Genomic DNA, 15438 nt, shown 5'->3' on the forward strand with positions numbered 1-15438 from the left:
CGCCCTCGTAGAAATCACCCCCGACGGCACACTCCTGGCAGCCGCCGACCCCCGCAGGGACGGCGCCGCCGCAGGCGGCTAGATCGAAATCCTCACCCCCGCATAGACGCCCGCCGGCAGAACCCGGAGCCGGGACCCGATCGCCGAGATCCGCCTGCTGGACAAGAAGCTCCTGGACAACTCCACGCAGATACAGGGCCTCGTGGAGGCGGCGGACAGCATGTTGATGGACACATCTGGCATCGGTCTGGTCGGGGCCGGCCACCGTCCTCCTGCTCGGTGTCGATGCCGCAGGAAATGACACTGCGCACTTCACCTCGCGCAGCAGGTCCTCGCCTTCGGTGCGTGGCCGGGTTGGTGGGACAGGACCAGGATGAGGGCCTGATGGTCTTGATCGGCAAGGTGAGGGCTGACGCGACGGCCGCCGTCCGTGAGGGCTGCCCGGGCCAGGAGTACGGTCGCCTCGGTGATGTTCGCTTCCCGGTCGCTGTCCAGGCTGTAGCCCCACTCGGCCAGCTTGCCGATGACATGCCGGCCCGCTTTCGCGGGTGGCCAAGCGGCGTTCTCCAGCGCCCAGTTCGCCGCCCTACGGTTCGCAATCCTCGCCGCCAGACGCGGGCGCACCAAGACCGAGAGCTGTATGTCACCGAAGCGTCCGACGAAGCCCTGGCGAAAGCGGAGAGCCTGCCGAAGGCCGAGGCCGAGCGGTCCGGCTTCACCGGCTCGCCGACCATCCTCGCCGACGGGCGCGACCCCTTCGCCGAGCCGGGCCGCGCTCCCGGTGTGGCGTGCCGGGTGTACCGGAGCGCGGACGGCCTGGCGGGCGTGCCCGCCCTCGATGAGCTGCGCGACGCGCTCCGGACCGCTGCCGGGGGTTGAACCGGGGCGGGCCGTCACGGCGCCTTTGCCTCCCGCCCCGGAGATCAGTCCGGCCGACCGTACAGGTGCCGTCGCGCGGTCAGCGGGGGTGGGCGGCGAAGAAGAGGCAGGCACGCCCGTCGAACTCGGCGCACCCTACGCCGCGCGAGCAGTACGGGCGTAGGTCTGAGCGCAGGGACCGAACGGCCTTGAGGGTCACCCAGAGGGGCCCCGATCCCCCGCACCCCTTCCCAGGAGTGACTTTCATGGGCATCCAGGACCAGTGCAAGGACAAGGCGCAGGAGCTCGCGGACCAGGCGAAGTCGCGAAGCTTCCCGGTGACAAGGCCGAGGCCTCTGAGCGGGCCTCGCAGGCGCAGGACCGGGCGAAGCAGCGGGCGCAGGAAACTGCCGACGACCTGCGGGACGAGTTCGACGCCTGACACGCGGTTCTACTTGCGGCGTCGGCCCTCGACCCGAGCGGTGCGAGGGTTGCGGGACAGAGTGCATGCGGCGACCGTCATCTCGAGGGCCGAACGGTCGGTGTCCGCCAGGTTGTCGACCGCAACCCCGAACTCCGGAGCAGGGAGCATCTCGCTTACCGGGTCATCAGGCGTTGATGGCCGCTATGAGTTCGTCCCGGCCGCAGGTGCCGGTCTTGCGGAAGAGTGCTTTCAGGTAATCGTCCACGGTGTGGGCGGACAGGTCGAGCAGCCGGGCGATCCGTTTGGGAGTGGTGCCGTCGTGCAGGTACCGCATGACCTGCCGTTCGCGGGTGGTGATCTGGTACCAGTCGCAGAACGTGGGGAGCAGCAGTGTGCCGGTCGCGCGCTGGACCGTGATCGCGACGTCGCCGTTGTCGCCGAGGGGTTGTGCCTCGATCGCGGTCCAGCCGGAGACCGCGGACCTGAAGCAGATCCGCGGGTATCGGCGGCTCGGGTCGCGGGCGTGTTCGTGGGCCTCGAAGGACAGGGCAGCGAGGAAGGATTCGAGGAGCCAGCCCGGGACCGCGTCCTGCGGCGCCTCCGCGGCCAGCCACTGCCGGGCTACGGACGTCATCGCCTGGATCTTGCCGTCCGCGCCGACCACGAGCATGCCCGGCGGCAGCCCGTCCGCCGTGGGCGCGACGGGCCGCGCTGTCACGCTGCCGCGTAGCGCGGCGATGAGCGGCCGTCCGACTGCGGCGATCGAGTGCATGTCGTCAGCGTCGAACGGCCGGCCGCCCGTGGCGCGCGTCAGGCTGAGCAGCCCCCATACGCCGCGCGTGTCCCGCAGCACCAGGCACAGCTCCTCGCCGACGCCGAACACGCCCAGCGGAACGCTGAGATCCACGACGCCCACCGGCACGGTCTGCCGCGCGAGACGGGCCAGTTCGGGCAGTCCGGCGGCAAAGCTGCTGACGCTCATCAGCTCGCGGCCGAGATCGGGCCCGTACCCGTGCCAGAACCCCAGCGCGCTGATGCCCACCCCCAGTGACGGGTTCATGACGCCGCACCGCAATCCGTCGTGCGCCACGACGGGCGCGATCACCCGGGACAGCGCCGCCCCCGTTTCTTCCGTCCCCGCGCCCGGTACCAGCGCCGCGCGCAGCTCCCCCGACAGCCGATCATTCACCACACCCGCAGTGTGGGTCCGCAGTCACAGGACGGACAAGCGCTTTATTACGTACATTCCGGCCCACCGGCAACCCCCGGAATCCCGGGGGTTCTTCCTGACTCCTGACCTTGCGAACCTCGATTAGGCACATCGCCGATCACTGCAGGTATCAGGAGACAACCATGACGTCGACAACGAAGCGCTCGGCCATCGCACTCCTCGGGCTCGCGCTGACCGGATCACTGATCAGCTCCACCGCCTCGGCATACACCCCGGCGGACGCCGCTCCCGCGGTGACGACCAAACCACTCGCCGGTTTCATGCTGGCCTCCAACATGAACAACCGGTGCCTGACGGTAGTCGGTGCCAACAACCTCCCGGGCGCGGCCGTCTACATGCAGGACTGCGACGGTTCCCCGGGGCAGCGCTGGTACTTCATCGGTAACCAGCTGCACACCGACGTCAGCCCCAACTACTGCCTCGACGTCGCCTGGAACAACCACGACATCGGCGCCGCGGTGAACATGTGGAAGTGCATCGGCGGGGACGCCCAGACCTGGAACTGGTCCGGCACCAAGCTCCAGAACGCCAACGGCAACGTCCTCGACATCTCCCACTCGAACCCAGCAAACGGTGCCGCGGTCCAGATGTGGAACCCCGGCGAATCAGCTTCACAGGACTGGCACATGAGCTGAACAAGGAGTCCCGGATCCAGACGGACCGTCACCGGTCATCCCGCTGGCGGCCGAAGCGCACCTCCAAGTGGCTGGCGTTGGCGGGACGGGAACGGCGAGCGGCTGCACCTGCGGCGGCCCAACCCGGGCGCAGCCGGTCGAGGGCGCGGGTGTCGGAGCACAGCGGGAGGCCGGGGCGACGAGGGTGCGGGGCAGCGGCGGGCGGAGTGCCGACCAAGGTCAAAACGCCCGCCGCTGACTCCCCATCATCCCAGGCGGACACCGCTGCGAGGCACCGTTACCGGCCTCGCATGCGTGCCGAACCTGCCCGCACTCCGGACAGCCCTTTGACCCGCATCAACTCGTCATTGCCATAGAGAGCGGGTGCGCAGCCGCTCCAGAGGGGGCAGCCAGCGTGGAGGCCGCGCCCTCGTACGGGGTGACGCAGAGCCGTTCGTGTCCCTGCACACGGACCCGGACGCTATCTCTTGACACATGATCACTTCTCGCGGGTGGCTGCGCGCCGCCACCGCCTTGGCCGGTCTCGCCGCCGCCCTTGCCCCCGCCACTGTGGCATCCGCAACCACCACCACCGCCTCAGTCACATCACAGCCCGTCCCGGCGCTGCGGCGGGCCTTGCCGGAGCCGCCCCCGGCCGAGGTCGCCCGGGGCGAGCTCGGCGACCTGAACGTCGAGGTGCCGCACGCGATGTCCGGGTACAGCCGGGCCAAGTTCCCGCGCTGGGCCAGGCAAGGCAGTACGGCGAGTGCGACACCCGCGAGGTCGTCCTGCAGCGCGACGGAAAGGACGTGGACCAGGACGACAAGTGAAGGGCCGTGTCCGGCACTTGGCACAGCGAGTACGACGGCAAGACCCTGACCGCCTCCGGCCAGGTCGACATCGACCACATGGTGCCCCTCGCCGCCAGCTGGCGGGCCGGAGCCGACCTGTGGGACACCGCCAAGCGGAAGGCCTTCGCCAACGACCTGGAACACTCCCAGCTGATCGCCATCTCCGCCGCCTCCAACCGGTCCAAGGGCGACCGGACCCCGGACCTGTGGAAGCCGCCGCTGCGCTCTCCTACTGGTGCACTTACCCCGCGCCTGGATCGACGTGAAGCACCTCTACCAACTCAACGTCACCGAGACAGAGAAGGCGGCGCTCGGCGAGATGCTCGACACCTGCCCGGACAGCTGATGCCCGCCCCGGAACCGGCGGTGTGCGACGACCAGGTCACCGCCGGACCGGGCGGCGCCATGACCGATCAGGTCGGCGTCATCACCGGCGACCTCACCATCCACACCACCCGGCGGGCCGACCACCTGGTCGCCATCGCGATCCAGTACACCGGCGCCGACGAGTGGTACGCCCTCACCGGCAGCCCGGTTGCCGTGCCCGACGGCGAACTGGAGGCGTACCACGAGCGCGTCCTGGGCGCCGTCGAACACGGCGCGGAAGCCGTAGCCCCCACCTGAACAGGACAACGCCGACCGCGGTTCAGGCCAGGCTGATCCTCAACTGCAGGGAGTGCCGACTCACTACCAGGGGCCGGACGTTGGCTCGGCCGAACTCCGCCTGCCGCGGGTTCTCCGCCACGTCCCGCAGGTCCAGGCGGCAGTTCGCCCGGCGTCGCAAGCCCCAGGTTTCAGGATTGCCGGTGGGCGTGGACTCCTGCCTCTGCCTACTGCCAGTCTTTGGCGAGCTTGTAGGACCATTCGAAATCGACGTCCACCGTCCCCTCATCTCCGATGACCCGACTGCGGACGCTGTAAGTGCCGGAACGGGCCTGTAATCCGGTGGGCGCCTCCTCCGCGGGAAGCTCCTTCTTGCACGGGCTTCCGTCAGGTGAGGGACCGTACGAACCGAGCACGGCTTCCAGCTTGTCCACCGTGATGCCCGCACGCTTGACCACGTGGATGTACCTCATGCCCGAGGTGTCCCCGTGGTTCACACGGAACTCCAGGCCGAGGCTGTACTCCACGCCTTCCTTGATGACGACCGGGCCGGCCGCAAGGCGGCCATCGGCAGGGTCCAGCCTCCGCCGCTCGCGCCCTTCGGAACTCACCGTCAGCGCCAGCAGGACGAACTCGGGCTCTTCACTCATCAGATCCCCTCACAATTGGATGCGGTCAGGCGAAATTCGAGGACAACCTAACCAACCCGAAGATCACGACGCGGCTCACACAGAAGATCAGACGCGAGAGGTTCTCAGAACGGCCGAAACCGATACCGTCCCCAGACTGCCGCCCGCAGAACCCTCTCAACCGGCCCCGGGGCCGGGCGCGAATGCCTGTCAGACGGTGGTGGCCAGCCAGCCGACCTGCTCCGCCGTGTGCTTGCCACCACTCATGACGCTGCAGGAGCTCAGCTTCGGCGTCGATGCCACGTTTACGGCCGGACCGTTTGAGCGCGGCCCGCAGCCGAGCAAGGACGATCCGGGCATCGGGGCGGGTCAGCCCGCCGAGCCTGCCCTGGAAGGCTGCGAGGGCGGCCGGGTAGCCCGTACCGCAGCGGTAAGAACCTCCCGCCTGAGCGGGGGACCCGGAGGCGGGCAGGACCGGATGCCCAATGTGGCAGCACCAGTTGCGTCACCGCCGGTGGTGCCGCACGTGCATGCTCTCGGCGGAGGCGAGCAGGGCGACGATGTCGCCCACTGCTCCGCTCGCGCCGAGACGGAGCGCGTCGTCGACGATCGCCAGGAGCTGGTCCTCGCCCGTCGCGGTGAAGTAGTCGCGGGCGTAGTGCAGGCATCAGGCTCACACCGGGTATGCCCTACCCCACAACGCCGCGTGCCGACCATACTCCACCACCGCGCATCGCCAAGCACCTGACTCTGATCAATGCGTGGGCGTCGTCATGGTCGATGCCCGACCCTGCGGCTGATGGCTCCGAGTCGGCGGGTGAGACCGTCCAAATCGAGTTCGCCGAAATGGCGATTGAGTAGGGCCAGGCAACACCTCACCTCCGCCATAACAGAGCCCGCTCCTCACCCTGCCCAAGCAAGCATGGGCAGGGTGAGGCCTAATCAACCTCCAGTCCAACCGTCTGTGGGCGGACCACGGTCGCTCAAAGAGGTGATCTGTCCGCCGCCGTCGAACCGTGCCGGGGTGGGTCGGCGTCGCCCGGAGTATGACGCCGATCAATAACGGTATGTGTCCGAGCCGGGCCTGGTCGTTCTGGACATCCTGGTCGTTCTGGACATCACCGCCGCGGACGAGGCGACCGCCCTTGCCGTGCAATCCGAGCTGGAACAGTGGTGGGCGACGTCCGGGGCCGCCACCGTGCGGCGCACTCCCGGCGCGCCGGGAGTGCAGATTCGCGTGTACTCGGACCTCCGGCGCGCCGGCACCCAGGCGTAGCGCTGCCCCGGGGCCGGCAGAGCATGCGCGATGTGGACCCCTTGTCTTGCGCACGGTCTCGGTCTCCCGCTCGGCCCGCTGTGCCGTACGCCGCTCCGACTCGAGTACGGCCGCACCCGCCGTACGTCGATTCCGTGGCGGGTGGGCTTGTGCGGTTGTGGCGCAGCATTCGCACGGGTCGGTCAGGTCTCGTAGTGGTGGCGCATCGCTTGCGCCCACTGCTGGGGCGGGCGGCCTCGCAGCCAGCACGGCGACGTCCGGTGATCCACGCGCGGGCCGGGTAGGGCAGTTGGGCTGAGGGGCGCCACCGACGCCCAACTGCAGTTGAAGGGGAGGACCCCGAAGAAGTACGCACCTCAAGAACGCACGCGCTGGAGCAGGCACCCACGTGAACTACGCGTCAGGCGAACAGTCCCGCCTTTCGGTGAACCTCGTCCCACAGTGGTGACCATGTTGAACCGAGTAGCCGTCCTGTCCGACATCCACGGAGTCCTGCCTGCCCTGGAGGCCGTGCTCGCCGAACCAGACGTGAGCGCCGCCGATCGCATCGTGCTGACCGGCGACATCACCGCCGGCCCGCAGCCGACCCAGGTCCTCGACCTGCTGGTCAGTCTCGGCGACCGGATCGCCTGGGTCAGCGGCAACGCCGACCGCGAACTCCTCGAATACCGCCGCGGCCAACGCGACTCGATCCCCGATCCAATTGCTCCCTGGGCCGCCGAACAGCTACACGAAGACCACCTCGACCTCCTCGGCCAGCTGCCCCGATCACTCTCTCTGCCCGTGCGCGGCCTGGGGAAGGTGCTGTTCTGCCACGCCACCCCTCGTGACGATGAAGAGGTCGTCCTGGTGGACTCACGCCTTGACCGCTGGCGAGAGGTCTTCAGCGAGCTTGACTCCGATGTCCACACGGTGGTCTGCGGTCATACGCACATGCCGTTCGTCCGCCTCGCTCACGGCCGACTCGTGGTCAACCCCGGCAGCATCGGCATGCCCTATGGGCGGGCGGGAGCCCACTGGGCACTTCTGGGCCCCGGCGTCGAACTGCGATCGACCACCTTCGACGCGGAAGCTGCCATCACCCAGGTCACGCAGGACTCCTCCTACCCCGAAATCGCCGAGTGGGCCGACTACTTCCTTCATGCTCGGGCAACCGACGCAGACGCTCTCGAAGCCTTCGCACCGCGGGACGGGCGCAGTGATGCACCGTGACATCGCGCGCCACCGTCCTCATGAACCACCCACCAAAGCGTGTGATCTGCATCGCACACATGGAGGTGGAATGCAACACAGCCGATGGACTGCGTCACGAAAGGATCCACATCGACACGCCTGCTCATTCGCTACACGGGGTCATCCGCACACGGCCTCTGCGGACACAAGCAGGATCTTTTCGTCACCGACGCCATCATGAACGGACTGCCCCCGCACAGGTGTCCATCGGCACCTGCGCACGCGCCTCCGAGGGTCACCAGGCCCGCGTCTAGCAGCGCTGCCAAGGTCTGCGCGCGGGTGATCTGCTGAAGCTGCCACGGTCGCGAAGGTGCGGCAGGGACTTCGCCGACGAGCCCTACGAGATGGCCACTGCGGGTGGGTACGGCCCAGGCCGGGAACCGCTCCCCGGGGACACGCCGTCAGGAGATCGAGATGAGGGTCTCGCTGGGTGAGGTCATGCCTCTGGACGCTGCCTCGCCCAAGGTCTCCCGTCTGCCCCGAGCGTCCGCAATGTGGGTGACATGGGTCACGGCCCGCCGCCCCGGCACTCGGAAGACATTGAGGTTCAGAGATGGGTTCGAAGTGGGGAACGAGATCGAGCAGGTCCGCGGCCACCCCTGAGTACCGGGTGGCCGATCTTCAAGAGCGTCATCATCTTCCGTCCCGTGCGGCGACGTCCCGACTTCACGGGCCGTCCCGCCGGGCGGCCGCGCACGCCCCGAGGACGACGGCGGCGAGTGCGCGGCCGGGTTGGGCAAGCCGCCGTTCAAGGCGGCTTGCCCAGGCTCCCCTTGGGCTTGCCCGGGTCAGGTCCGCCAGCGGAGCAGACCGCGGCGGGGCTTGCCCGGCTCCTGATCGCGGTCGTCCTCCGGCTCCGGCTCCGGCTCCGGCTGTGCGGGAGCCGGAGCCCAGGCGGTCTCGGTGCGGGCGGCTTCCTGACGGGCGACGTCGTCGGCACGGCACGTCCCGCACACGGACACGTCACCGGCCTTCCAGGCACTGCTGTGCGCGGTGGTCTCCTGCCAGCGCTGGTCGGTGAACTTCTGCCCGCACCGCTTGCACACCGGACGCCACGCCTCGCGGTCGGCAGCGCGCTGCTGTGCCTCTGCCGCCTCGGCCCGCGCGACCTGGCGGCGGAACAGGGCCTCGCCGTCGGGGTTGTCGAGCGCGGCCGTCAGCGCCTGCTCATCGGGACTGCCGAGACGGCACCACACCGCCGCGCCCGCACTGTGCTCCTGGAGCCGCTCCAGGGTGGTGAAGACGACCGGCACGGCCTGGCCGTAGTCCCGGGCCGTGATCCCCCGGTAGTAGGTGTCGTACCGGCGCGGTGCCCAGTAGCGACGGCCGGCCTCCTCCAACACCTTCACGGTGTTGGCGACTTTGGCGTCCGTGGTGTCGGCGAACACGAACGCCACCGGCGGCAGGCCCTCCCGGCCGGTCGGCGGGTAGACCCGGCGCGGCGACGAAAGAAACGCGATCCGTGTTGACGGGTGGGAATGGGAAGCCAGCCGCCCCGCCTGCGTTGGTGCCCGTAATTGCATCCTCAGGCGGGCATCGGGAACCAGCGCAGAGCGGCGGCCTTGGCGTCGGCTATCAGAAATCCGTGGTGGCGCGGTTCGTAGACGAGGTCTGCGAGATCCTGGGCGCCGGGCAGGGGCCAGAGCGAGATCACGCCCGCCATGGTGATCCTGCCCACCTCCGTGGAGGTGGTGAACCACATCGCGTGGTCGGGTCCGGCGATGACGGACCGTACGTAGGTCATGTTCCCCGTCCGGTAGGACGAGATGGCGCCGCTCGGTGTGATCCGCCCGATGGCGTTGGTCTCGCTGAACCAGAGCGCGCCGTCGGGTCCGGGGACGATCGACCCGATGGGCGTGGCCGCGAGCGGCAGCCGCCAGACCTCGGTGTGCCTGCTGGAGTCCGCGTAGCCCACTTCGCTGGGAGCCTTGCTGATGGGGGACTCGGTGAACCAGAGCCGTCCGCCCGGCCCGAACGCCAGTGACGTGACGTGCGGCGCGAAAGGCGCCAGTGGCACAGGGATGCGGGTGGCCGAGAGTGAGGCGGTGAGGTGGGTCAGTTGCGATGCGTCGACGGACGCGCTGCCGTACCAGACGGAGCCGTCGGCGCCCGCGGTGATGGCGTCGGGCGAGCCGGGCCCCATGACGGGCGGGCCGAAGAGGCTGACTTTCCCGTCCGGCGCGAGCCGGCCGACGTAGTTCGGGCAGGTGAACCAGACGGAGCCGTCGGAGGCGACCGCAAGGTAGGTGGGATCGAGAGAGGGGCTGTGGATGGCGTCGGCGAGGCGGTGCTGGATGATCCGCCCGTCGGGGCTGATGGACGCGAGGAAGCCGATGGAGGACTCCGCGGCCCACAGCGTGCCGTCCGGTGCCATGGCGAGTTCGGCCGGCCAGGAGTTGCCGGGCAGCTCGACGGCCTGGGGCGAGCGTGAGACCACGGTGGCGGTGGCGCTGTGCTCGGGAGCGGCGGGACGGTGAGCGTCGGTGCACCCGGTGAGCATGAGAGGGAGCGCCAGCGCGAGGCAGGCGAGGGCGCGTACGGCGGGGTGCATGGGCAGCGGACCGTGCGGGTTCGGCCCTGGTCGGCGGGGCGAGGGCCGCCGCGGTCCGCGAGCGCGCGGCCCCTTCATGCCGGGCAGCGCAGGTTCGAAGGGGCGCTTGATCCCATGTACTGACTCCAGACATCGGGAGTGAGGTCCCGGCCGGCCGAGGCGCAAGCGGCGCGCGCCCAGGCGTCCGGGTTGAGCTGCCAGGTGATCAGGGTGCCCACGTTTCCGGTGACGTCCCCGCGGGACTCCGTCGCGGTGACCAGTTCGGTGCCGTCGGCCGAGAAGGCGAGACCGGTGGACTCGGCCTTGCCGCCGGGCGGGAGCTGGAGGGTGCCGAAGGTGTGGCCGGATGTGAGGTCGATGAGCCGGATGGTGTCGTCGTCCGACTTCTCGGCGATGACCTCTTCGCCGACGGCCGGGCCCACGCTCGTGCGGGGTTCGCCTTCGAGTGTGTTCAGGTGCCGGTCCCCTGCGGCGGTCCACACCTCCAGGTCGCCGCTCCCTCGCTGGACGAGCAGGTGGTCTCCCGCGTACGCGACGCCCAGGGCGTCCGTCCCGGGGAGCGGCCGGGAGCGGCCCGTGGCGGTGTCGGTGACGACCACCTTGTCGGTCTTGAGATCCAGGGAGCTCATATCGATCACGGCCGCGTGGCCGGCCGTCGCGTCCAGGGCCGCCCATCCCTGCGAGAGCGCCCGGGTGCCGCCCCCCGTCGGGGCCATGTCACGGGGGCCGTCCAGCCGGCGCAGCACCTTCCCGGTTGCCACGTCCCGGAAGAGGATGGCGCCGGAGGTGTCCAGCTCCGCCGCCTGTCGGCCGTCCGGCAGCAACCGCAACAGCGAGGCGGGGTCGGAGAGTTGGAGCGGGTAGGGCACCGGCGGCCAGCTGCCCGTGATCCGGAATCCCTGGGAGGCGGAGAGGATCTCGGCACTGCCGTCCTGCGCGGAGACCACGACGACCCGGTCGTCGTCCTGCCACAGCGCTGCCGCGAAGCCCTGGCCGGTCATCAGGGGCCCGTTCACCGAAAAGGACTTCCGTACGGCTCCGGACGGGTCGAGCCCCTGGAGATCGAGCGTCGCCCCGTTGCCGTCGATGACCGCTGCGGAGCGGCCGTCGGGAGACAGGGAGACCCGCGGTCCCCGACAGCCGTTGCACGACCGGGGGATGGTTGTTCCCGCTCCCGTGGCGATCCGGGCGTACTGCCCGAGGTCCCACAGGCTCAGCACGGTGCCGGAGGCCGAGAGCAGCCTGACGCCGTCCCCGCCGAGGAAGGCGAGGGCGCCGCGCGACACCACCCCTGCCCCGGCAAGAGTGATGGGCGCGGAAAGGTTCTGGCCCGATGCGTCGGTCCGCGAAACGTAGATGCTGCTGCCCACGGCCTCGCCGGCCCAGGTGCCGCCGCTGCTCACGGCCAGGGCCGTCGCCGGATGGCCGGCCTGGGTCTGCGCGAGGAGGGGCGGCTTGTCGATGTCGGGCACGCCCTGGGAGGACCAGACCGGGAGGGTCGCCGCGCCGTTGGTGTAACTGAAGTGGCTGCCGTCCGGGGCGAGTGCGGATGCCTGGTTGTGGACACCGAAGCCGACCGTGCTTCCGGCGGTCCGGGCGAGCGCCGGAAGGGAGATCCGTTCCCAGGAACCGTACCCGCTCTCGAAGGCGACCGGGGTCGAGTCGTCGGAGAAGGCGATGTGGCTGGCGGCCGAGGCCAGGCTCAGGTCGACGTGACGGGTGCTTCCCGTGGTCCGGTCCAGCACCCACAGCGTGGGCGGGTCGGCGAACGTACCGGAAGCGGCGGCCACCGCGGTGAAGCGTCCCGACGGGGAGACCGCCACGGCCGTGGGGCTCTGTCCGGCGGGTAGCTGCGGAGCCGCGGTCTGCTGCGAAGCTACCCAGAGACGGACCGTGCTGTGGTCGATCGCGGCGACCGTGCCTCCGTCGGTGTCGGCCGCGACGGAGGTGACGGATCCGGGCAGTCGGCCCAGTAGCTTCGCCGGGCCGGGTCTCGTCCCGGTGAGCGTCCATTGCTCCACCTCGCCCTGCTGGGTTCCGGCGAGCGCGGCACGTCCGTCCGCGGAACTCCCGAGCGCGGAGACCGGCCCGCTCGCCTGCACGCCGCCCGCCAGATGCGGACTGGCGACGACAGCCTGGAGGAGCGCGGCGCGGGTCAGCGAATCGGAGGTGTGGCGGTAGGCCTGCACGGCGAACAGTCCGGCGAGCCCGGCATCGCTGGAGAGCAGGCTCTGGGACACCTGGGCGAGCCGGTGCGCGGCGGCCAGCCGCTGCGCGGCCGCCTGGTCCTGCTGGGTCACTATTGCTCCGGTGGTGGCGGCCGTGGCGACCAGGGCCAGGGCGACGGCCAGCCGGCCGGTGCGGAACCGGCGGGCGTACCGGTCGGCCTGGCGCAGGGTCGCGGCGAACTTCACATCGCCGGGCTCGGGCGCCCTGGTGACGTCGAGCCGGTTCGCCTCGGGTGCTACGAGCCGTAGCCTCTTGCGGTGTGCGGCCAGCAACTTGGCATTCATGTTGCTTACTTGGAGGAGGCGCTCACCTCCGTCGAGCGCACCGGTCACCGCGGTCCGCGGCCGCAGTCCGTAGAAGACGCCGCGAAGCCCGGCCATGCTGGGCCGGCGGGAGGGCGGGCGCCGCAAGAGGTCGCGGAGGGCGAGCGCGAAGGCGGCACCGAGGGAGGGACCCTCGATCCGCGCGGGGGGCATGGGGTCGTCGGACAGGACGAGGCGCCACAGGACACAACGCCCCTCGCGCCGGGCGCCGGCCGCGTTCCACGCATGGCCCAGCGAGGCCGCGAAGTGCCCGTTCGGGCTCCGTACGCCCGCCATCGCCCGCGGGTCGGGATACAGGCCGGCGGGGCCGGCGGGGAACGCGCGCAGTTCGAGTACGCCCGTGGCGCCCTCCGCCACGGCGGCCTGCCCGGTGGGACCCGCGGATCGGCCGAACACCACCGGCACACTGACGCGGGGCCCGCGCGGTTCGGCCCCGGCCATCAGCAGTGCGGCGATCACCAGGACGCCCGCCGGGCCGGTCGCCTCCGGCTGCTCGACGGTGGTGTGGCGCCGGGCCTGAATCCGCCCGACGACGGCCCTCAGACCGTCCGCGACGTGCGGCGGAAGGCTCTCAAGTCCCTTTCCCGACAGCTGAGCGGGCCCGGGAGCCGCCTGCGCCGAGACCAGACCGCTCCGCTCCCACGCCTGCGCCAGCCGGTCCAGTGCGCCGGCGTGTTCCCCGTCCCGGTCCTCGGTCGCGGTCAGCGCCCTGGCCAGCAGCCAGGCGTGATCGGCCGTCGTCACGGAACCGGTGGCGCGGCCCGGCACGGTGGCGTTGAGCCCGGCATGCAGGTCCTCACCGCGCCGGTCGGACAACCAGGACGGATCGGTGCGAACGGCTTCACTGCAGCACTGCCACCACAGCTGCCGCGCACCGAGCAGGTCCTGCACGGCGGCCTGCGGACTCGTCGCGCCGTCGAGTACGGCGTCGAGCGCCGCCCGGTACGGGAACGAAACCGCCCGGGCGTCCGAGCGGCGCCGGAGCGACCGGAGCGGCCTCGTCACGACAACCCCCCGTCGATGACCCTGCGCAGATCGTCACCGACGAGTTCCCGCACCTGCCGCCAGGCGGCGCGGGTCGCCTCGTTGAGCGCCGCGCGAACCGAGTCGGCAACCGTCGCGGCGTCCCAGGCGGTGCTCGGAGTCACCGGAGCCGGAGCACGGGCCGTCCACTCCGCTGACGCCGAGTCGGCGGTGAAACCGGGGAGTCGGACCAACGAGGCCGGAGGTCCGAACTGCCCCTGTATCACTGGCACGAGCAGCACTTGCTCGTTGCCGCTCGCCGTTGCGTACCGGACCGAGGACACAAGCGGCCGGGCGGCATCGACGCCCTGCAGCACCAACTCCAGCCTGTACTCGGGCGGGACGGTGCCATGCCTGCGCACCAGGAACCTGGCCCCGCGGTCCGGGGACGACGCTTCGAGGATCAGCGCGTCACCTCCCGCAGCGGTCAGACCGCTGACCTCCAGGAGCGGAGGCAGCGCGAACCACCCTGGTTCAAGTCGGCCTGTAAGCAACCCGCTTCGGGTGCTCTCCCGTGACGACGGCATCGGGAGGCCAGCCGATGCCTCGGCCGTCGGTACCGTACCGAGGGAAGCGGAGGGCAGGTCCACACCGATGAATGACGCCCAGAACCGCTGCCGCAGGGTATATCCGTCGCGTCCGCGCCCCACCGTTCGCGGAAGGTGCGGCTGCCGCCCGCCGATGAACGACCTCCAGCTGCGCTGGGCAACCGAACCAGCACTCATGAAGCCGTCTCCTCGCCGGCCGGGGGACGTTCTGGAGGACCGAGTTGGGAGATTGAGCCGCTCGGCTCCCCACCGGGCCCACCGCGGAGGGCCTCAGCTGCGGTGGTCGCCCTGCCTATCTGGGCCAGTAGCGCGGGCGCGGAAGCACCCACAGTCACAGCCGCGTACACACCGGTGACCTCGGCATGGAGCAGCCACGCGGCCGTGCCACCCAGCGCCACGCGAAAGAGCGCGGCGAGCAAGTCCGCGAGTGGATCGACGAATTCGCCGATGCGAGGTAACTGGCCCGCTGCTGCTCTCGCCGCATGCCGCGCCTGTTGCCAGGCGTGCAGCCGTCCGAAGGTGACGACAGCCTCGACAATCAGCCCGCCCCCGCCCCCGCACGCCGTGGCCTCGACCCACGTCAGCATTCCCCCCCCCGTCCCTCGCTGGGCAACCGACATACGTTGGTTCACACCCGGTAATCCGCGAGGCCGACACCGTAGCCTCACGTTTCCGAGACGAGCATCGGACTGACCGGAGCAGTAGCCCGCTCTGCCCCCTGGCCGCGCAGGTCACTGTGCCCCTGCGACCTCCACGCCGCATCCCGTCTTCCCGAAAAATCCACGAACCATTCAGAGAAGAGCCACACTCGTGCTTTCGGACCCTCCAGCCCGGGTCTGGACTCGGGTGTGCAGTTGCGGCGCTCAGGCTCTCTCGAACGGATTAGGACGGGTCGACACCTTCACCGCCAGGGAAGAACCCTCCCCCCCGGGCCCCAGCGATGCCCCGTACCGGCTGCTTGGATCGTTCCTGGCCGAGGCAGTCGAGGACAGGCGAGCGATGGCCGGGGTGCACAGCGGCCGAGGCATCCGCCTATGCTCGGCTC

General features: G+C 70.3%; 11 protein-coding genes. 5 read left to right on the top strand and 6 right to left on the bottom strand.

Annotated elements, in window-relative coordinates; translation table 11 throughout:
- Positions 1–345: 345 nt before the first annotated feature.
- A complete protein-coding gene (locus ADK54_RS46935) occupies positions 346–879 on the top strand; it encodes a hypothetical protein (protein WP_199827081.1) in 534 nt (177 codons plus the stop codon).
- A 587-nt stretch (positions 880–1466) separates the two neighbouring features.
- Here ADK54_RS46935 and ADK54_RS47845 read toward each other — a convergent pair.
- Positions 1467–2474 carry a helix-turn-helix transcriptional regulator gene (locus tag ADK54_RS47845; protein WP_234392295.1) on the bottom strand — a complete coding sequence of 336 codons (1008 nt, stop codon included), beginning with the start codon at positions 2472–2474 and terminating at the stop codon, positions 1467–1469.
- A 161-nt stretch (positions 2475–2635) separates the two neighbouring features.
- Here ADK54_RS47845 and ADK54_RS33195 point away from each other — a divergent pair, with 161 nt between their 5' ends.
- Both ADK54_RS33195 and ADK54_RS47850 read left to right on the top strand, forming a co-directional pair.
- Positions 2636–3148, top strand: coding sequence for an RICIN domain-containing protein (locus ADK54_RS33195; RefSeq protein ID WP_053729505.1), 513 nt, complete (start codon positions 2636–2638; stop codon positions 3146–3148).
- A gap of 815 nt (positions 3149–3963) precedes the next feature.
- Entirely contained in the window at positions 3964–4602 is a 639-nt protein-coding gene (locus ADK54_RS47850) for an HNH endonuclease family protein (RefSeq protein ID WP_234392296.1), read from the top strand.
- A 206-nt stretch (positions 4603–4808) separates the two neighbouring features.
- On the opposite strand, the gene ADK54_RS33210 is transcribed toward ADK54_RS47850, so the two are convergent.
- On the bottom strand, positions 4809–5231 hold the full coding sequence (locus tag ADK54_RS33210; RefSeq protein ID WP_053729507.1) for a hypothetical protein: 423 nt from the start codon (positions 5229–5231) through the stop codon (positions 4809–4811).
- A 1048-nt stretch (positions 5232–6279) separates the two neighbouring features.
- Between ADK54_RS33210 and ADK54_RS33215 the strand changes: the two genes are divergently transcribed.
- The gene (locus ADK54_RS33215; RefSeq protein ID WP_053729508.1) at positions 6280–6486 is read left to right on the top strand and encodes a DUF6207 family protein; all 207 of its coding nucleotides are present in this window, start codon (positions 6280–6282) and stop codon (positions 6484–6486) included.
- A 450-nt stretch (positions 6487–6936) separates the two neighbouring features.
- Entirely contained in the window at positions 6937–7698 is a 762-nt protein-coding gene (locus ADK54_RS33220; protein WP_053729538.1) for a metallophosphoesterase family protein, read from the top strand.
- Positions 7699–8507: 809 nt separating this feature from the next.
- Here the strand turns inward: ADK54_RS33220 and ADK54_RS47860 are convergent.
- The 4 genes from ADK54_RS47860 to ADK54_RS44015 form a co-directional block, all read right to left on the bottom strand.
- A complete protein-coding gene (locus ADK54_RS47860; RefSeq protein WP_234392297.1) occupies positions 8508–9116 on the bottom strand; it encodes a hypothetical protein in 609 nt (202 codons plus the stop codon).
- A 128-nt stretch (positions 9117–9244) separates the two neighbouring features.
- On the bottom strand, positions 9245–10270 hold the full coding sequence (locus tag ADK54_RS33235; RefSeq protein WP_053729510.1) for a hypothetical protein: 1026 nt from the start codon (positions 10268–10270) through the stop codon (positions 9245–9247).
- A 74-nt stretch (positions 10271–10344) separates the two neighbouring features.
- A complete protein-coding gene (locus tag ADK54_RS33240; RefSeq protein WP_053729511.1) occupies positions 10345–13827 on the bottom strand; it encodes a hypothetical protein in 3483 nt (1160 codons plus the stop codon).
- Positions 13824–14339 carry a hypothetical protein gene (locus ADK54_RS44015; RefSeq protein ID WP_234392298.1) on the bottom strand — a complete coding sequence of 172 codons (516 nt, stop codon included), beginning with the start codon at positions 14337–14339 and terminating at the stop codon, positions 13824–13826. Before ADK54_RS44015 ends, ADK54_RS33240 begins: the two co-directional genes overlap by 4 nt.
- Positions 14340–15438: the final 1099 nt, after the last annotated feature.

Source organism: Streptomyces sp. WM6378, assembly GCF_001279695.1.
Taxonomy (GTDB): Bacteria; Actinomycetota; Actinomycetes; order Streptomycetales; family Streptomycetaceae; genus Streptomyces.